General features: G+C 45.3%; 20 protein-coding genes. 12 read left to right on the top strand and 8 right to left on the bottom strand.

Annotated features, from left to right (window positions below):
- The first annotated feature begins 159 nt into the window (after nucleotides 1–159).
- The 4 genes from BC8716_RS08660 to alsE are packed head-to-tail and all read left to right on the top strand — an operon-like array spanning nucleotide 160 to nucleotide 4,523.
- The gene (locus tag BC8716_RS08660) at nucleotides 160–2,235 is read left to right on the top strand and encodes a BglG family transcription antiterminator (RefSeq protein WP_094424897.1); all 2,076 of its coding nucleotides are present in this window, start codon (nucleotides 160–162) and stop codon (nucleotides 2,233–2,235) included.
- A gap of 15 nt (nucleotides 2,236–2,250) precedes the next feature.
- A complete protein-coding gene (locus tag BC8716_RS08665; protein WP_094424899.1) occupies nucleotides 2,251–2,517 on the top strand; it encodes a PTS sugar transporter subunit IIB in 267 nt (88 codons plus the stop codon).
- An 18-nt stretch (nucleotides 2,518–2,535) separates the two neighbouring features.
- Entirely contained in the window at nucleotides 2,536–3,795 is a 1,260-nt protein-coding gene (gene ulaA, locus BC8716_RS08670; protein ID WP_094424901.1) for a PTS ascorbate transporter subunit IIC, read from the top strand.
- Nucleotides 3,796–3,833: 38 nt separating this feature from the next.
- The gene (gene alsE, locus BC8716_RS08675) at nucleotides 3,834–4,523 is read left to right on the top strand and encodes a D-allulose 6-phosphate 3-epimerase (RefSeq protein ID WP_062745245.1); all 690 of its coding nucleotides are present in this window, start codon (nucleotides 3,834–3,836) and stop codon (nucleotides 4,521–4,523) included.
- Nucleotides 4,524–4,601: 78 nt separating this feature from the next.
- Here alsE and BC8716_RS08680 read toward each other — a convergent pair whose 3' ends face one another.
- From BC8716_RS08680 to BC8716_RS08695, 4 genes are read right to left on the bottom strand one after another with little or no spacing between them, the layout of a single operon-like run.
- A complete protein-coding gene (locus BC8716_RS08680; protein WP_094424903.1) occupies nucleotides 4,602–5,345 on the bottom strand; it encodes an ATP-binding cassette domain-containing protein in 744 nt (247 codons plus the stop codon).
- A gap of 12 nt (nucleotides 5,346–5,357) precedes the next feature.
- A complete protein-coding gene (locus BC8716_RS08685) occupies nucleotides 5,358–6,125 on the bottom strand; it encodes an ABC transporter permease subunit (protein WP_094424905.1) in 768 nt (255 codons plus the stop codon).
- A 15-nt stretch (nucleotides 6,126–6,140) separates the two neighbouring features.
- A complete protein-coding gene (locus BC8716_RS08690) occupies nucleotides 6,141–7,139 on the bottom strand; it encodes an aliphatic sulfonate ABC transporter substrate-binding protein (protein WP_245850000.1) in 999 nt (332 codons plus the stop codon).
- Nucleotides 7,132–7,986, bottom strand: a complete 855-nt coding sequence (locus BC8716_RS08695; protein WP_094424909.1) for a VOC family protein — start codon at nucleotides 7,984–7,986, stop codon at nucleotides 7,132–7,134. The genes BC8716_RS08690 and BC8716_RS08695 overlap by 8 nt, the downstream gene beginning before the upstream one ends.
- A gap of 353 nt (nucleotides 7,987–8,339) precedes the next feature.
- Between BC8716_RS08695 and BC8716_RS08700 the strand changes: the two genes are divergently transcribed.
- Nucleotides 8,340–9,164 carry an isocitrate lyase/PEP mutase family protein gene (locus BC8716_RS08700; protein ID WP_094424911.1) on the top strand — a complete coding sequence of 275 codons (825 nt, stop codon included), beginning with the start codon at nucleotides 8,340–8,342 and terminating at the stop codon, nucleotides 9,162–9,164.
- A gap of 22 nt (nucleotides 9,165–9,186) precedes the next feature.
- Here BC8716_RS08700 and BC8716_RS08705 read toward each other — a convergent pair whose 3' ends face one another.
- From BC8716_RS08705 to BC8716_RS08715, 3 genes are all read right to left on the bottom strand, one after another.
- Nucleotides 9,187–9,825: an SdpI family protein gene (locus BC8716_RS08705; RefSeq protein WP_094424913.1), complete on the bottom strand. Its 639-nt coding sequence runs from the start codon at nucleotides 9,823–9,825 to the stop codon at nucleotides 9,187–9,189.
- Nucleotides 9,822–10,094, bottom strand: coding sequence for an autorepressor SdpR family transcription factor (locus BC8716_RS08710; RefSeq protein WP_094424915.1), 273 nt, complete (start codon nucleotides 10,092–10,094; stop codon nucleotides 9,822–9,824). Before BC8716_RS08710 ends, BC8716_RS08705 begins: the two co-directional genes overlap by 4 nt.
- A gap of 158 nt (nucleotides 10,095–10,252) precedes the next feature.
- A complete protein-coding gene (locus tag BC8716_RS08715) occupies nucleotides 10,253–11,155 on the bottom strand; it encodes a LysR family transcriptional regulator (protein WP_094424917.1) in 903 nt (300 codons plus the stop codon).
- A gap of 119 nt (nucleotides 11,156–11,274) precedes the next feature.
- On the opposite strand from BC8716_RS08715, the gene BC8716_RS08720 reads away from it, so the two are divergent.
- Nucleotides 11,275–11,937: an O-methyltransferase gene (locus tag BC8716_RS08720; protein ID WP_251179673.1), complete on the top strand. Its 663-nt coding sequence runs from the start codon at nucleotides 11,275–11,277 to the stop codon at nucleotides 11,935–11,937.
- 158 nt (nucleotides 11,938–12,095) lie between these two features.
- On the opposite strand, the gene BC8716_RS08725 is transcribed toward BC8716_RS08720, so the two are convergent.
- Nucleotides 12,096–13,553: an alanine/glycine:cation symporter family protein gene (locus BC8716_RS08725; RefSeq protein ID WP_094424919.1), complete on the bottom strand. Its 1,458-nt coding sequence runs from the start codon at nucleotides 13,551–13,553 to the stop codon at nucleotides 12,096–12,098.
- Nucleotides 13,554–13,810: 257 nt separating this feature from the next.
- Between BC8716_RS08725 and BC8716_RS08730 the strand changes: the two genes are divergently transcribed.
- From BC8716_RS08730 to BC8716_RS22285, 6 genes are all read left to right on the top strand, one after another.
- On the top strand, nucleotides 13,811–14,554 hold the full coding sequence (locus BC8716_RS08730) for an SDR family NAD(P)-dependent oxidoreductase (RefSeq protein ID WP_094424921.1): 744 nt from the start codon (nucleotides 13,811–13,813) through the stop codon (nucleotides 14,552–14,554).
- Nucleotides 14,555–14,883: 329 nt separating this feature from the next.
- A complete protein-coding gene (locus tag BC8716_RS08735; protein WP_157730378.1) occupies nucleotides 14,884–15,351 on the top strand; it encodes a PH domain-containing protein in 468 nt (155 codons plus the stop codon).
- The gene (locus BC8716_RS08740; RefSeq protein ID WP_094424925.1) at nucleotides 15,348–15,626 is read left to right on the top strand and encodes a DUF5344 family protein; all 279 of its coding nucleotides are present in this window, start codon (nucleotides 15,348–15,350) and stop codon (nucleotides 15,624–15,626) included. The genes BC8716_RS08735 and BC8716_RS08740 overlap by 4 nt, the downstream gene beginning before the upstream one ends.
- Nucleotides 15,627–15,630: 4 nt before the next feature.
- Nucleotides 15,631–17,196: an LXG domain-containing protein gene (locus BC8716_RS08745; RefSeq protein WP_157730379.1), complete on the top strand. Its 1,566-nt coding sequence runs from the start codon at nucleotides 15,631–15,633 to the stop codon at nucleotides 17,194–17,196.
- A 17-nt stretch (nucleotides 17,197–17,213) separates the two neighbouring features.
- Nucleotides 17,214–17,573, top strand: a complete 360-nt coding sequence (locus BC8716_RS08750; protein ID WP_094424929.1) for a hypothetical protein — start codon at nucleotides 17,214–17,216, stop codon at nucleotides 17,571–17,573.
- A gap of 103 nt (nucleotides 17,574–17,676) precedes the next feature.
- Nucleotides 17,677–17,820, top strand: coding sequence for a hypothetical protein (locus BC8716_RS22285; RefSeq protein ID WP_157730380.1), 144 nt, complete (start codon nucleotides 17,677–17,679; stop codon nucleotides 17,818–17,820).
- The last annotated feature ends 246 nt before the right edge of the window (nucleotides 17,821–18,066 follow it).

Raw genomic sequence — 18,066 nt, forward strand, 5'->3', positions numbered from 1 at the left:
TATACTAGTTTCACGCCTACACTAAATTTGCAAACGACGATCGTGCAAAAACCAGGCCGCTTAGCCCAATCGCTGCACACTTTCCGGTGCATAGATTTGGGCTTCTTTGTGGGCAAAGGGGCGACTACACTATAACTAAGCCAGAGAGAGGGTGATGGCATGTTCTTAACGCAGAGAGGTTTACGCTTGCTGGTCAAACTTCTGTATGCGGCAGATCATGTGCCCATGGATGAATTAAAAAGCGAGCTCGGCGTTTCGGCGCGAACGATTTATTACGAGCTTAAGCGGGTGAATGATTGGCTGGCCTTCCATCAATTCGATTGTGTTCGCCATGTCCGCAGCAGCGGTTTTTATATCGTTAGCGAACAACAAAACCGCATCAAAGAAATGTTGCCTCAACTCGGTGATTCAGAATATGGCTATACGCCGCTTGAGCGGAGGGCGCTCGATCTGCTTTTTATTTTAAGCCAGCCCGCACCGGTATTCGTCGAGGATTTAATGGAGCTTACCGATGTAAGTCGGAACACAGTCCTTGAGGACATACGCCTGTTGAAAAACGAGTTGGCTAAGCAAGGTTTGACGCTTGATTTTAAACTTTCGGCTGGCTATTTCGTTGCTGGCGCAGAAACGGCGATCCGCCAGGAAATCCATCAATGGTTAAACCGAATTGAACGGTTGGCAGAAGTCAATAAGTTGCCGATTGAAATCGGCCAAGCCTATTTTCCCTTAAGTGTCGCTTGCCTGAAGGAGCTGTTGCACACGTGTGAAACAGAACTTCATATTGAGTTTGCCGACCACACGCTCGAGTCGTTTTCAATGGAGTTATGCTTTTACTTTAATCGGATCCAACGAGGTAAATACGTAAACGTAACGACAGAAGAGATGCGGACATTGCAAGAAACCGATGAGTTTACGGCGGCGCTCCGGTTTATGACGAGAGCGAGCAAAGAGGCAGGCATTTCTATACCAGACGAAGAGGCCTATTTTTTAAGCACCTTGTTTTTAAGCGCCAAACGGCAAAAGCAAGCAGATGCGAAACAATCCCAAGAACATTGCTTGATTCACTCAATCGCCAGAAACATGATTTTTGAATTTCAACGTTATGCATGCATTGTTTTTCAAGATCGTGACAAATTGGAAGCGAACTTAGTAGTCCATTTGAAACCAGCCTACTACCGGATGAAATACCATGTCGATGCGGTGAACGAATTGGCCGATTCTGTTAAACAAGCCCATCCAGAAGTGTATGAAATCACGAAAAAGGTCGTTCACCATTTAGAAAAAGCAGCTTGTGCCCCGGCAAGCGAAAACGAGATCGCTTTTTTGGCCATGCATTTTGGCGGTTGGATGAAGCGTGAAGGGCTTCAGCCTGTCAGCCGCTGCTCTGTACTCATTGTTTGTGCGGAAGGTGTTGGCACATCGGCGATCGTGAAACAACAACTGATCGACTTGCTTGGATACGTCAACGTTGCAGGCATTCTGACAAAACGGGAATACAGCAAGCTTGACTCGGTTGCCGTAGACTTTGTTGTGGCAACAACGCCCGTTGAGCCAAAAGGAAAGCCAGTCCACGTCGTTCATCCAATTTTTTCGAATTATGATAAAAAAACATTGCTTAAATACGGAGAGGCGAGCAACGGCCATCAGGAACATATCACGCTTGCCAAGGTGGTTGCTGCAGTCCGCAAGCATGCTACTGTCCATAACGAGCAAGCACTTCTCTCTGAGTTAAAAACGATTTTGCAAGCACCCCACCGACAATGGAAGGAAGAGTGGAAACCAGTGTTAAACGAGTTGCTGACGGAAAAGACCATTTTTTTGCACCAGACCGCCCAGGATTGGAAGGAAGCGATAAAAAAAGCGGCTGCGCCTTTATTGGCAGACGGGGCGATTGAGGGTCGCTACGTCGATGCAATGATCCAGTCTGTTGAAGACAATGGCCCTTATATTGTCATTACACCTGGTGTGGCGATCCCCCATTCCCGGCCAGAGGCAGGGGTCAAGCGTCTTGGCATGTCGCTCGCTACCTATAAAGAAGGCGTCCGCTTTTCAAATAAAGACACGAAACCAGTTAAAATCGTCATCGTTCTTGCCGCTATAGACAGCGTTACCCATTTGCGGGCTTTGTCGCAATTGACGTCACTGCTCGGCGAGCCAGGAGCAATTGACCGTTTGGCTGAAATGACGAGCACGAAAGAAGTGGTTTCACTCATTCAACAATTTTCGACCATTTAACAGGAGGAGATCGACATGAAAAAAGTATTAGTCGTTTGTGGAAATGGGTTAGGGAGCAGTTTTATTGTCGAGATGAATGTTAAAAAAATACTAGCAGAGCTAGGGATTGACGCGGAGGTGAACCACACGGACCTAGCCTCAAGCAAAAGTGAGCAAGCCGATCTCTACATAGGCGCAGCTGACATTGTCGAGCAGCTTAACGACGGAACGCGCAACGTTGTCGGTTTAAACAATTTGCTAGACAACGAAGCGATAAAAGACGTGCTACGTAGCAATTTATAACAGCTAGGAGGGGTTTTCATGTTTGAGCTGATTATGAATGACATTTTAGGGACGCCAGCCATCCTCATTGGCCTGTTCGCCCTAATCGGACTACTGCTACAAAAGAAATCGGCGACAGACACCGTGTCAGGTACATTAAAAACAACGATGGGCTTTCTGTTGCTCGGAGTGGGGGCTGCGGTTGTCTCTGATTCACTTGGCACGTTTCGCTCCATGTTTGAAGCCGCTTTTCAAATTCAAGGCGTTGTGCCAAATACAGATGCGATGGCGGCGATTGCCCAGGAGAATTACGGGACGGAAACCGCTCTGATTATGATCTTTGGCATGGTTGTCAATTTGCTGCTTGCCCGGTTTACGCCGTTTAAATATGTGTTTCTTACTGGCCACCATACACTCTATATGGCGGCGATGCTTGCCGTTGTCCTTGTTACAGGAGGTATGAGCGGCGTGCCTCTAGTCTTGATCGGTTCATTGATTTTAGGGGCAGCGATGGTGATTGCTCCAGCCGTCTTGCAACCGTTTACCCGAAAAATTACCGGAAATGACGACTTGGCTCTTGGACACTTTGGCACATTTGGCTATTTTACAGCTGGTTTGGTTGGCAAACTGGTCGGCAATCCAGAAAAATCGACTGAAACGATTCAAATTCCGAAATCACTAGGTTTTCTCCGCGACACATCTGTGGCTGTCTCTTTAACAATGGCGTTATTGTTTTTTGCGATTACCCCTTTTGCTGGCATTGCCGTCATTGAAGAGTTAAGCGGAGGCACGAATTATGCCGTCTTTATCTTGATTCAAGCGATTACATTTGCGGCAGGCGTCTACATCATCTTAGCTGGTGTGCGCATGGCCATCGGCGAGATTGTCCCAGCCTTTAAAGGCATTGCCGATAAATTTGTAAAAGGGGCGAAACCAGCCCTTGACGCACCCACTGTTTTCCCGTTCGCGCCAAATGCGGTTATTATTGGTTTTCTTTGTAGTTTCGCTGGCGGGATTGCATCCATTTTCTTACTCCCGCTAGTTGGTTTAACGGTCATTGTTCCTGGGCTCGTTCCTCACTTTTTCTGTGGGGCAACCGCCGGTGTTTATGGGAATGCGACAGGAGGATTGCGTGGGGCAGTGGTAGGGTCGTTTGTGAACGGCATTCTAATCTCGTTCTTGCCAGCGCTATTATTGCCAGTGTTAGGTTCACTTGGCCTTGAAAGCACTACGTTTGGCGACACGGATTTCGGCATTATTGGCATTTTACTAGGCTATTTCATTCAGTTGTTTTCGTAAGAGGGGGTTAAAAGAAAGACCAAAAAAGGAGTGGTACGATGAAACCAGCATTTTCTCCCTCACTAATGTGTATGGATGTAACAAAGTTCCGCGAGCAAATTGAAACGTTAAATGGACGTGCTGACTTGTATCATGTCGATGTAATGGACGGCCACTATGTGAAAAACTTAACGTTGTCCCCATTTTTTATTGAACAACTAAGCAAAGTGGCAACCATTCCAATTGATGCCCATTTGATGGCAGAGAAGCCCAATGACTTTTTAGTGGATGCTTGTATCGACGCAGGCGCTTCGATCATTAGCATCCACCCAGAAGTCGTGCATGCAGAACTCTTTCGGACGATCGCCCACATTAAAAAACGCGGCTGCCAAGTAGGCATTGTCCTAAACCCGGCTACACCACTAGCGATCATTGAGCCTTTCGCTCACTTAATTGACAAACTGACGATTATGACAATTGACCCTGGATTTGCAGGCCAACCCTTTCTGACAGAAATGGTGGAGAAAATCGCAGACGCAAAACGTTTCCGCGCTGAGCAAGGGCTAGCTTTTACATTAGAAGTCGATGGATCATGCAACGAAAAGACGTTCAAGCAACTTGCGCAAGCAGGCAACGAAACGTTCATCGTCGGTACTTCAGGGCTGTTTGGCCTAGACCACGACTTATCGACTGCTTGGGAAAAGATGGAGGCGATTTTCCGTAAACAAACAGAAGGGATGTATGTTTAGAGCTGAGCATCTTGCAATTACAATTACTTGAGAAACGAAAGAGGGGGCTGTTCAGGTAAAGGAACACCCCCTCATAGACTACTCCTTCTCCAAAATCCGCGAAGTCACTTGCTTTTCAAGTTCAATCAATTGTTTGTTGGTGACATCCCTTGGCCTGCTCAAAGGATTTTCGACATCAAGGGCAATGACGCCTTCTTCAATTAAAATAATGCGATCGGCAAGTTTAACGGCTTCGCGTACATCATGGGTGACAAGTAAGGCGGTAAACTGGTTTTCTTGCCAAATCGTTTCGATTAAGTCTTGCATCTCTGATCGAGTCAGCGCGTCAAGGGCACTGAGTGGTTCATCGAGCATGAGCAAATCAGGCTCCCTGATGAGGGCGCGTGCTAGGGCGACGCGCTGTTGCTGCCCGCCTGAAAGCGTGCTCGGCCATTCATTGGCAAAAGCTGATAAGCCAACGGCATTGAGGACGTTCTCGCCTTTATGCTGCCAGTTCCCTTTAAGGCCAAGCCCGACGTTATCGATCACTTTTTTCCAGGGCAGCAAGCGTGAGTCTTGATACATCATGGTGATGCTTGCCTGTGACTTTTTTAATGTTGCTCCATTGAATAAAAGCTCGCCACTGCTTGGTTGTTCTAGACCAGCGACGAGGCGGAGCAATGTGCTTTTTCCACTTCCGCTTTTGCCGACAATCGCGACAAATTGCCCTGCTTCAATCGTGAGTGTAATATCCTTTATCACATCTTGATCGCCAAACGTTTTTTGCAATTGTGCGATGCGGATTTCAACGCCGCGCTTAGTCGTTTGTTTTGCTATAGCCATAATCGTTCTCTCCTATTTCCGATAATACGGATGCCAGCGAAGCGCTTTTTTCTCCCCGAATTGGGCGATAATGTCCGCCAGCTTGCCAAAAAGGGCATAGATGATAATGGTAACGATAATCACTTCTGTTTGCATAAACTGTCGTGCATTCATGGCCAAATAGCCGATGCCGTCGCTTGTGGCAATGGTTTCAGCGACAATTAATGTCAACCACATCACTCCGAGGGCATAGCGAATGCCGACAAAAATGGAAGGCAACGCCCCAGGGAGGTAGACATGGCGGAAAAGCCCCCAGCCTTTTAGGCCATACATTTTCCCCATTTCAATATAGCCTCGATTGACGCTGCGAATGCCATGCAATGTATTAATGTAGATCGGGAACATGACACCAAGGGCAACAAGAAAAATTTTCGACGCTTCCCCGATCCCGAGCCAGACAATCACAAGAGGCAGCAAGGCGAGATGAGGAATGTTGCGGATCATTTGTACAAACGTATCAACCGTGTAAAAGGACCATGTTGACCAGCCGTTCAAAATGCCAAGCAGGAGCCCAATCGCACCGCCAATAAGTAAGCCGATGAACGCCCGGTATAAACTGATTTGAATATGCTCTAAAAGTGTGCCTGAAACGATCAGCTCATAGAAGGATTCTAGCACCGATGTTGGCGCCGGAAACAAACTAGGGGAGACGATTTCAAGCATCGATATGATTTGCCAGATAACAAGGAACAACAACGGCAGCATCCAAGGAAGGATTTGTTTTTGAAATGTATTCGTCATGTTGGCACCTACTTGTTATTCAATGTTGTCTGTTGCCCATGCTGCATCAACAGGCATGATTTCGGAAACGTCGACTTCGTTTTCGATGAGGCCAATACGGTAATAATCATCTGCCTGTTTTTGCTGGGCGGCGATGATTTCTTCGTTGATATTTTCAACGCCATAGTCACGGCGATTCACGACAGTGTCCAGGATCTCTTTCTCAATTCCGATCATATTGGAGAGCAATTCAGCGACTTCATCTGGATTTTCATTGGCCCATTGATCGGAGCGGTTCGTTTCTTCTAGCAAAATTTGAATCAGTTCTGGCGATTCCTCGGCAAATTGCGGCGTGGAAAAATAGAATGTCCGATTCGGGTACCCTTCGACGTTGTGATCGAGTGTTTTTACGTCAAGGGTATGTTCGACTCCTGCGAAAAATGGATCCCATGAGGCCAGTGCATCGACCTCCCCAGTCTCAAGCGCAGAACGGCCTTGTGAGGCATCGCCCATATAACGAAAATCAACGTCATCGGCGCTTAGCCCCTCAGCTTCAAGGGCAAGAATCGCCAAATAATGGTGGTTGCCTCCTTTCATTGCCGCAATGCTTTTGCCTTTTAAATCCGCCACTGTTTCAATGCCAGAATCAGACTTTACCATGATGCCGACGCCTTGTTCATGAGGAAGGCTAGCGCCGACATAAACGATGTCGCGACCTTGTGCTTGTGCAAAAATGCCAGGGCCATCAGCCGCGTTTCCATAATCAATGTTGTTGGTTGACAACGCCTCCATGACGGCGGTCCCTTGGTCGAATTCAATCCATTCAACCGATACATCCAGTCCTTCCTCTTCAATCCGCTCTTCTAAATAGCCACTTTCTTTCAGCACATTTAGCGTATTCCCAGTTTGGAAGCCGATGCGGATCGTTTGTTCAGCGTTTGCTTCGGATGGGGACGATGACTGGCTTCCGCACGCGGTCAAGATTCCGCCGCCTAGTAAAACGAAAGCTAGAGTTAGTATGGTTGATTTACGCATGTGTCTCTCCTCCGTTGAAAACATAATGCCCCCCATGAATCGTAAACAGTTCCGTTTGGCCAGAGCCTGTTAACATAAGCTGAAACGGCCGTTCGCCACGTTGCTCTAAAAACTCATTCACCGGCCCTTGCCCTTTTGGTTGGGCAAATTTCAAGTTCCCTCCAGGAAGCTGCAATGTGTAGATGTCGGCGTTTAGGCGTGGATCGTAAACCGAGCCTTTGTGTTCTAAGTCGAACCACTCCGCCCATTTAAAAGCCGTTTGCTTTGCATCGTGGACAGCCATAAGGAAGCTGTCGATTTTCCATTGGCCAGCAGAATGAGGGGCAACGACTTGAGCTTCCTTTAATTCGTTTAATCGCTCTTGGTCGGTTTCGTGCCAGTCAATAAAGAAGGGGAGGGGTAATTCGGATCCTTCTTCACCGACGAATAATAGCGACCATTCCAACAGTTTGCCATCAGGACGCTTTCGGCTAAGAGGCACTGGACCATTCACGTTTAAGCCTTTTTGCTTGAATGTTTGTGCGAGCTTATTTAAATCCCGAGTGCGCAAACAAATTTTCGCAAACCCTTCAGTAAATTCATCTCGAACAATGGAGGAAAAAGGACTGTAGGCTACATCCTGTGCTCCTACTTTGTCAAAAAGGGAACGATCATCAATGCTTAAAAACTCAATATACTCCATGCCGAAATGAAGCAACGTATTGTAAGAGCCTCGTTGTTCATGACGACCTCCATAAATCGTGTGGAAGCCTTTATTAATAAAATGATCTTTCAGTGTGTGTGCATCATCCACATAGTGAATCACATGATCAAAGGCAAGGGCCAACTCCTTCACTCCTCTATTCATTTAGTAATCCTATTAATTTTATATGATTTATAATTTTAATAAATAAAGTTTAGGGGAAGGACCTCAGTGTGTCAACAACTTTTGTTTTACAGTTTATGTAACCTGTTGCGGGTGTTGATGTTGCAAGCTCGTACATATATAGGGTGAAGAGAAACGACGGTGTGAGAATCAACGAAGGGGGAGATCAAGGCTTGCCCATTGGACGAGAAGCCCTTGTAGGCAACCTTTCATTCCTCTGGCAAAATAGGCCGCAGGCTCGTTTTTCAACGACATCGATAGTTCGATGCTGATGGAAGTCTCTAGCGAGTACAATGGCACTATGGATGTCAAAATAGGAAAAAGGGGATCTGTAAATGAAACAACAACATGCGATCAAGGCAAAAACATTTCACGATTTACATCAACAATCTTCAACTTTTGTACTCCCTAATGCATGGGATGCGATGAGCGCAAAAATGTTTGAAGCTGGCGGTTTTCAAGCGATTGGAACAACAAGTGCCGGCATTGCGGCTTCCTTAGGTTACCCAGATGGCCAACACCTGCCTCGTGCTAAAATGGTCGAGGCAGTAAGGAATATCGCCAATTCAGTAGCGGTTCCCGTTAGTGCCGATATCGAAGCAGGATACGGGCGATCCGTGGCCGAGGTTGTGCAAACTGTAAAAGAAGTTGCAGCGGCTGGAGCAGTCGGCATTAACATTGAAGATGGCACAGGCGACCCTAGTAAACCTGTCTTCTCCATTTCCGAACAAACAGAAAAAATCGCAGCGATTAAAGCCAGCCAAACGTCCCTATTTGTGAATGCCCGTACAGACATCTATTGGCTAAAAATCGGCGATCCTTTATCCCGTTTCCAAGAAGCTGCAAAGCGTGCAATAGCTTACCAAGAAGCAGGCGCAGATTGTATTTTTTTTCCTGGGCTTACGGACAGGGAAGAAATACAAAAAATGAGGGCGGCCATTTCGATTCCGATCAATTTGTTGGTTGACCCGGAAATGCCCGCCCTCACGGAGTTGTCGACACTAGGAATTGAGAGGCTAAGTTGCGGCTCTGCCCCATTTCGGGCAACAGCCACATTGCTCGCTGCCATTTGCAAACAGATCGTTAACGACGAAGCGTTTTCCCATCTGACAAAGGATGTTCTTTCCTATAGCAGGATAACGAAAATCATGAGTCAGTAGATCGGCTACTGCTTTCAAGTGCCTAATGGCCGACGATGCGTTTATGAAGAATGTACGAATAAACCATCGGCACGCCTACGATTACAACAATCAGTCCTACGGACAAAACCGCACTAACGCTTCTCGGCAAAAACGGTTCGATGATAAAAAGCAAGCCTCCGCCTATAAACAGGCGCCCACCAAGACGGTGTGTTTTTCGCCAAACCTCATCATTGCTGATGGTCCACGGGTTTTTGATGCCAACAAACCAGTTGGGCTTAATCGTCTGCATGTAGTTTCCGAGAATGATAAAGAGGATGCCTACTGCAACTGGCACGACGCGATTGATTGAAATGGGTGTGCCTATGCCTGCGAGGACTGTCACAATGCTAATGGCGAGAAAAAGGGCGATGAGCACGTTACCGATAATCGAATAGGTTCGTGTGAATTTGATGTAGTTGCCTTTCTTCGGGTCTAGACGGGGCAAGAATAGCAACATCGCATAAACGGCAATCAGGATTCCGTTTAGGAGTAAGAAGGCAGAGAACGTTGAAGCATAACGGTTCACTTGCCCGTCTACCCCCCATTGAACCGGCATTTGCGCAGGCAAGTGTTTATAAGCAAATAGCCATACAGTGATAGAAATCATAATCGAAAGAATTGGAAAGAGATGTTTTTTCATGGTTGTTTTCCCCCTTTTTCAAAAAAGCCCATTGTCCAGGAAAGCAGCTCCTGAAATACAGTTAAGTTGAGCGAGTAATAGACGAACTGGCCTTTTTTCTCGTCATGGACAAGGTGGGCAGCTTTTAACAGCTTTAAATGCTGGGAAATGCTTGGCTTTGACATTTGAAAATGGTTCGCAATCTCGCCAGCGGTTAAATCTTGTTTTTTGAGCAAATCAAGGATTTTTCGCCTCGTTGGATCGGCCAACGCTTTAAATGCTTCGTGCATCAGGGGCCTCCTTTCAAACACGGCACATTTAAGTAATTAAGAAATTACTTAAATACTTAACTAATCTAAGCATACAGGAATACTGCTTAATTTTCAAGTGTGTATCCCTATTGACAGGATGAAAAAATGTTAATTAAACGTTTGTTTAATCGACAAGATCACTTGCCGTGCTCGAAGCGTGTTCGTTTGCAATGGGAAATAAACCGTTGGATGAGTTCGTTTTGCTGCTCCTGTTTTCTTGTGCAGATGGCAATGTTGTTGACGATATGGACATGTTCAACATAGACGCGCGCTAAATCGCCCCGCTTTATATGTTCGTTCGCTACTAAAGAGGAGACGAAATTGACGCCAAAACCAGCCATCACAGCAGAAAGGGCTTCGTTCAATCCACTGAACTGCAAAGCAATCGTTGGCGGTTTTACTTGGTTGGCCTGGCATAACGCAAATAATTGCGCCCTTGTCGAGCTGCCTTCTTCGCGCATGACAAATGGTTCGACGACCACTTCCGCCAACGCGACTCGTTGATGGGCCAATCGATGTGACGGAGCGACGACAAACCAAAGCTCATCTTCTAACCATTCATCCCAAACAAATTCTTCTGCGCGTTTGTCGATGCTGCCAGCATACATCGCTACATCGGCTTTGTAACGGGCTAGTTTTTCAAATGCCTGTTGAGAATTGACCGTTTCGATTTGCAAATCGATTGTAGGATATTGGGCTTTGAAGGCACCCGCTAACTGTGGCAATAAAAAGTTTGCCGGAAGATAAGTGGCAGCGACATGGATGTGCCCTGCGCCTACATCACGAAATTCTTGTACAAATGCTTCAATATGGGCTTCAACCGCGAATAACGTTTCCGCTTTGTCAGCAAGCTGTTTTCCAAATGGCGTAGGCACAATCCCCCTGCCGTCCTTTTGAAGCAAAGGCAAGTTTAATTCGGCTTCAAACGCTTTTAGTTGGCTCGAAACAGCTGGTTGGCTAATGTGCAAAGCTTGTGCTGCTTTGGTGATGCTTCCCGTGCGCGCCACCGTATAAAACAACCGAAGTCCATGAAGGTTCATTCCGTCACCCCCAATATATAAACAATAGTTATAGATTCTTAAAAAAGATCGATTATTTTTATGGTTATGTCGAGTATACACTAGAATTGTAAGTAAAATAACGAAAAGGGGTTGGGAACGTGGAAAAGCAAACTTGGCAGTTCGTTGATTCGTATATGACGGAACGTTTGCGGATAGGGGATGAAGGTCTGGACGCAGCTTTAGCGAATAATCGCCAAAAGGGGTTGCCAGCTATTGATGTTTCGCCAACACAGGGGAAGCTTTTGACGCTGTTAGCAAGAATGAAAGGGGCCAAGCGCGTTCTTGAAATTGGTACGCTCGGCGGCTACAGCACGATTTGCTTGGCGCAAGGGCTGTCAGACACGGGAAAAATCGTTACGTTGGAATATGAACCAAAACATGCTGCTTGTGCAAAGGAGAACATTGCTTTTGCCGGTTATGCCGATCAGGTTGATATTATCGTAGGACCCGCCCTTGAAAGCCTGCCTATTCTGCACCAACAGCAGCAAACGTTTGATTTTATTTTTATCGATGCCGATAAGCCTAACAATCCCCATTACGTAAAGTGGGCGTTGCAGCTTGCTTCTCCTGGCGCGGTCCTTGTCGCTGACAACGTCATCCGCGACGGAGAAGTATTAAATGCCCATAGCACGGATCCCCGTGTCCAAGGCATCCGCACATTTGTAGAATTGTTGGAGCAAGAGGAACGGATTGAGGCGACTGCGATCCAAACAGTAGGCGAAAAGGGCTACGATGGCTTTATTTTAGGGATTGTCCGATAAATCACAAAAAAGTAAGGGGTTGTGACGAAGTTTTGCTTTTTAGCTGATAAAGGATTCCAATAATTGTGTGGCACACCAAAGACAGCTAGCTTCAAGACGATTTGAAGCTAGCCTGTTTCATGAAATGATTTTGTTAGAAGGACTAAAAGCGTGCGAACTTAACTAGCATTTTTGTCTGGCCCTTTCTCGTACGTTTCCCAGAATGTCGCGTGTTTAATGCCCAACTTTTTAGGATCGAAAACAGGGTCAAGCCCTTGTTGTTTCTGAGCTTCGTAATCCTTTAGGGCAATTATCGCCGGCTTGGCGAGGAGGACGATCGCAATGACGTTGATCCACACCATTAACCCAAGGCCAATGTCGCCAAGGAGCCATGCATTTGCCGCTGTTCGGTTGGCGCCGTAATACGTCGCTCCAAGCAAAAGCAACTTAATGCCAACCATTGGCCAGGCGGCATTGCGTCCTCGCATCAAATAGGCAATGTTTGTTTCGGCAATATAGTAGTAGGCCATAATCGTTGTAAAAGCGAAGAATAGGAGTGCAATCGCGACAAATCCCGTTCCGAAAGCAGGGAACACATGGTTGATTGCTTCCTGTGTAAATTGAGGCCCAGCCTCAACGCCAGGAATCGCTTCAAACACATGCGTGCCCTCTTCAGGCCCTTGTGTATTGTACATCCCTGTAAATAAGATCATAAAGGCGGTTGCTGAACAAACAAGCAAAGTGTCAATGTATACAGAGGCTGCTTGCACCAATCCTTGCTTAGCTGGGTGTGACACTTCGGCCGCAGCAGCGGGGTGTGGGCCAGTACCTTGGCCGGCCTCATTGGAATAAATGCCACGCATGACGCCCCAAGAAATAGCGCTGCCAAGCAATCCGCCAAAGAGCGAATCCATTCCGAACGCGCTGCGAAAGATTAAGGCAATCGTTTCTGGTACAGCAGATAGGTTCATAAAAATAATGATGGCGGCCATAATCATGTAGCCAATCGCCATAAACGGGACGATAAAGGCGGCGGTGGTCGCGATCCATTTAATACCGCCAAAAATAATTAGCCCTAAAACCAAGACAAGAAACAGCCCAGTTGCCCAAGTCGGTATACTAAAGGCGTTATTGACAGCTGCGGCAATCGAATTAGACTGGACGCCAGGCATAAGCACAGACATCGCTACAAGAGCTGCGACTGCAAACAGAATCGCAAACCATTTTACGCCTAGTCCTTTTTCAATATAGTAAGCAGGTCCACCACGGTATTGGCCGTTTTGTTTATCTTTATAAATTTGCGCAAGCGTCGACTCAATAAACGCGCTGGAAGCACCCAGAAAGGCAATGGCCCACATCCAAAATACAGCCCCTGGTCCGCCAAAATAAATCGCTGATGCGACGCCAGCAATGTTCCCCGTTCCGACACGGCCTGCCAAAGCAACGGATAACGCTTGGAAAGAGGAAACGCCGGCATCTGATTTTTTTCCACTGAACATAAGGGTAAACATATCTTTTAGATGGCGGACTTGCAAAAATCTTGTTAGTAATGAAAAAATCAATCCTACACCTAATAATGTGTAAACGACTGGTGAGCTCCACAGCACATTATTAATAAACTCTAAGACCACGTCCACAGTACGTCCTCCTTAAATAATGAGCTATTATTTAAATATTCCACGAATTTATCGAATTCTTATTTGATGGTTAGCTCCTTTCTTGGTTCAACTAAGTTATTTTCTTATAATAAACGGTATTGGCGAAGATGAAAAGAAGATCATTGCAAATTTTGTGATTTTATTGGAAGATCTTCTGTCATAGAAGGAGCCATTGACGCATCATCCTTATTTATTTTGGAAAGGATAATAGTACTGATCCAAACAGGAGGTTGCTTATGGTTGAACTAACCAACAAGGTCGTTATTATTACCGGAGGGGCGTCTGGCATTGGCCGGGCAGCGGTCGATGCGTTTTTGGCAAAAGGCGCAAAAGTGGTGATTGCTGATTTTAATAAGGAGACGGGAGAGGCTGCTGTTAAGGAATTAACCAATGCAGGCAAACAAGTTCTATTTGTGCAAACCGATGTCTCAAGCGAACAATCGTTGCAAAACATGGTCGCTGAAACGGTAAAGGCCTATGAGCGCGTTGATATTCTTATAAACAATGCCGGTTTCGGTACAATGAGTCCGTCCCATGAAAGGGCATACGAGGATTACGAAAAGATTGTGAAAGTATGCCAAGACGGCGTTTTTTTAGGATCGAAGCACGCGATTAAAGAAATGATCAAAACAGGCAGCGGCTGTATCATCAATACGTCGTCCATACTCGGATCAGTTGCTCAACCCGAAGCGCTGCCTTACAACGCTGCAAAAGGGGCAGTCAATACAATGACAAAATCGTTGGCAGTTGAATATGCAGACAAACAGATACGCGTCAACGCCGTAGCTCCTGGGTTTGTAGAGACAGCCGCCGTAAATAAGGAAGCGCTTGGCGACTTTTATGATGGCCTTGTCGCCAAACATCCAATAGGGCGGTTAGGAAAACCGGAAGACATTGCCCATGGGATGGTTTTTCTTGCCGAAAATGAATTTGTCACAGGTACAATTCTAACGATTGATGGCGGCTATACCGCTTTATAAGCACAAGAGAGAAACACCGTAAAGACAGCTCGAACAGGCTGCTTTAGGGTGTTTTTTGGCGGTCAAAAAACTACGTCAGATTATTTCACATTAGCCCCTTCTTATATAAGGTTAATAGTGTAATCATTTCACGTGAGGAAGAAATGAGACACATACTAAGAATAAGCAAAAATACTAGGTCTAAAGGCATAGTTTCTATTTGCTCGATTGGTTTGCGCTCAGGAGTATCGTACGGTTCAAAAGGCTACGCAAGTGCGTTAGACTAAAAGAAGGAAATGTTTAGCAAAAGGACATCTGTTGATGGAAAAATGGGAAAAGGAGTTCAACCTATGCGCTACTACTCAAAACGAGATTGGGCAATGAAGGCCATTATCGCCGCTGTTTGGCTAATCGGGATTGCAGTACTCTTTCTTATGTACACAGACGATTCAGCAACATTTTTAATGATTTATGTATTTGGCCCGATGTTAGTATTCGGCCTTGTCTTAGTAACCGCATCAATCACGAATATGTATTATGAACTGCAAGAAGAAGGCTTGTATGTGAAAGCCGGTTTTTACTCTTATTTCTTTCCATATGAAACAATGGAAAGCATTCATCCAATAAAAGGCTTTTACACTCCTGGCGTTAAAGCCGCCATGGCTTTAACAGGCGTCGCCATCAAAGTCAACGACGGCAGAGAGTTAGTCCGAATTTCTCCAGACAACGAAGCCTCATTCCGCGTCGAGCTGATGGAAAAAGCGCCCCACGTAAAGGAAATTGATGAAGCGATTTCGCAAAAGGAGGATAAAGCATGAGCGGAGAAATCTATTTAAATCCAACGCGTATGAAAGAGAATCTAACTGAAGTACGAAATGCGATTCAAGCAGTGCAGCCGAGTACAAAAGCCTATGAAGCAGGGGACACAGTGCTAGAAAAGATTGAAAAAGCAAAAGAAAATATGGAACAAATTCAACAACTCCTTCGTGATTATCAAGCGCTCGTGCTTGATAATGCGAGCGATATTGAGGCATTGGTCGACCAATTTGTCGAAAGCGAAGCAAACGTGGCAAAGGCCATTAAAGGAGGGTAAGCACTTGGCGAGAAAAGCATTAGAAGCAGAACAGGCATTGGCGATGTTAGAAGAGATGGCAAGCGAACTCACGGAACAGAGCAACCAGTTTGCTGATTTTGCAAGTTTTCTCTTCAAACAAAGAATGCTCAGTACATCTGGTTTTGGCAGCGGTCAGACAGCGACGAGAATTGCCGACTTCTGGAGAGACGGCCATGGACCATTTTTAAAACTGCTACGGCGCGTGCTTGAAGACTTCGCAGAAAAGCTGGAAACGATCCGAGATGATTTGGCAAATGAGTTTTCCGAACAAGCGGTTATTAAAGAAGCTTATATAATGGATGAATTGTATGAACAATTAAATGAACTGAAAATCAAGGCAAGAAACCATGGGGAAACATTAGCAAGTATTAAAAGCGACTACGCAGATATCGTTTCATTGCCTCATTTTAATTATGAACCTGTTGAGCAAGGATTGACCACATGCCAACAGGAAGCAGAAGATACGGTCGCTCTTTTGCACGAAAAAGACGTAGTAGACTCAATGAACCAAATCGCTGATGACATCTCTATGTTATCTACATATGTTGATCATCTCCGTACAGTGATTACAAAAGGCGATGTATCGATCGCCACTTACCATCCACTTGACTTAAAAACAGATGAACAGTGGCGAACCATTCAAAATGAATTGGATAAACGCTACTATTTAGATATTGTGGCATTTGGAAACAACTGGCTGAATTTAGGCAATACCTTATTTGGTGCTGGACAAAATGTACTTGCTGGGGCTTCAATTGCAATCGGCCACTATGGCACCAAAAACTTTCAAGACTATGTCAACCGCATTAAAGCAGGAAAAGGTGGAACCCCGAGCACAAACAAATACGTAGCGATGGCCAAGAACGGCTTCCGTTATGCTTTAGGCAACGGCAAATCAGCCGCCGCAACTGCCGCAAAACACATTCTGTCAGACGAACAAATGCGCAAAGTCAGCAACTATGTCGCAAATGCAAAAACCGGCTTCAAAGACGCAGTCGATAAAGGCAAAATCGCAGCGACAAAAACAGCAATCAACATCGCCTCCAATGACCATGTCCGTAAATTTGGCGAGAAGTTTTCCAACTTTAAAGTCGACGAAAAAGCCAAACATATAGCGAAGTATGTAGAGACGCCGGCGACAAGGGCGTTGGGTATAGCTGGAGCTGGGTTTACTATGGCTTCAAACTTTAATGATGAATTTATAAATCCGGAAAATGCAGATAAGTCATTAGAAGTTCAAGTCACTAGATTTTTTACAGGAACAGGTATCGAACTAGGGAGTGCGAGCTTAGGTGCAGTTGTTGGCGGCGCAATTGGCACAGCAACAATGATTCCAGGCATGACGTTTGTTGGCGCAGCTGTTGGTGGGATGGTTGGTGGCTATGTCGGCGGAAAAATTGCTCCAGTAGCAAAAGATATTGCTGAATCAGCAGTCGAAGGTTTTTCAAAAGCAAAAGAAACTGTGTCAGAAGGACTTAGTAATATAGGAAGCGGATTAAAGCAAGGGGCTGACAATTTAGTTGCAGGGGTAGCTGGATGGTTCAGCTAATAATTTGAGGTGAAATGATGTTTATTCTTGTTTTTATAGGAGCGGTGGCGGCGGTTCAATATTCAAATGCGTTTTTGTTGTTGCTATTGGGTTATCCTTCAATTGTTTCAAAATATCTCGAAGGATTTCATACGGAAAATCCGCAAAAATGGTATGAGTATTTATTTAACGTCATTTTTTGGCTGTTTATTAGTATTGCCCTGTTTTCTTATCGTAAAGTAGATAAGAAGTACGGATTTTTTAAAACCAAATTGTACTATGGATTGGGTATCGTAGTTTCATATTTTTTCTTGATAGGTTTTGTCATTCCCATTCTAGTTGATATTATTCCTGACTACATCCCGCTTCTAGATGATTTGCTGCCAAATAATTGGTAGTAAGTATTGTTTTGAAGAAGGGAGAAGGAAAATAAAATTGTAGAGTGCGTCCTTACTGAAAGATACGAGTTTATAGGCAACCTCCTAGTTAAGAGGTGAAGGAATGCTGGCACTAGAGGCGATTTATGCCTCTATCCTTTGGATAGGGGCGATTCAATTTATGCATGGGGGGATATTAATCTTATTTGGGTACCCCTCCATCTATTCCAACTACCTAGTAGGCTTTTACACGAAAGAGCCGAAATGATGGTATGATAATGTGTTCAATCTTGTTTTTTGGTTGCTAATCAGCGTTGCATATTTTACGTTTAAAAAAGCTTCTTTGAAATATGGGTTCTGGAAAGTAAAGTTGTACTATGGCATTGGTTGGGTTGTTTCATTTTTTCTTTATATGTTCGTCTTTCTTCCTATCCTTACTTTTATTATGTTTCAGGAATGAAAAGTTACTGTCTTTATAGGTGATTTTTAGGGTTATTGGAATAAGTAAATTTGT

Source organism: Shouchella clausii, from assembly GCF_002250115.1.
GTDB lineage: Bacteria > Bacillota > Bacilli > Bacillales > Bacillaceae_D > Shouchella > Shouchella clausii.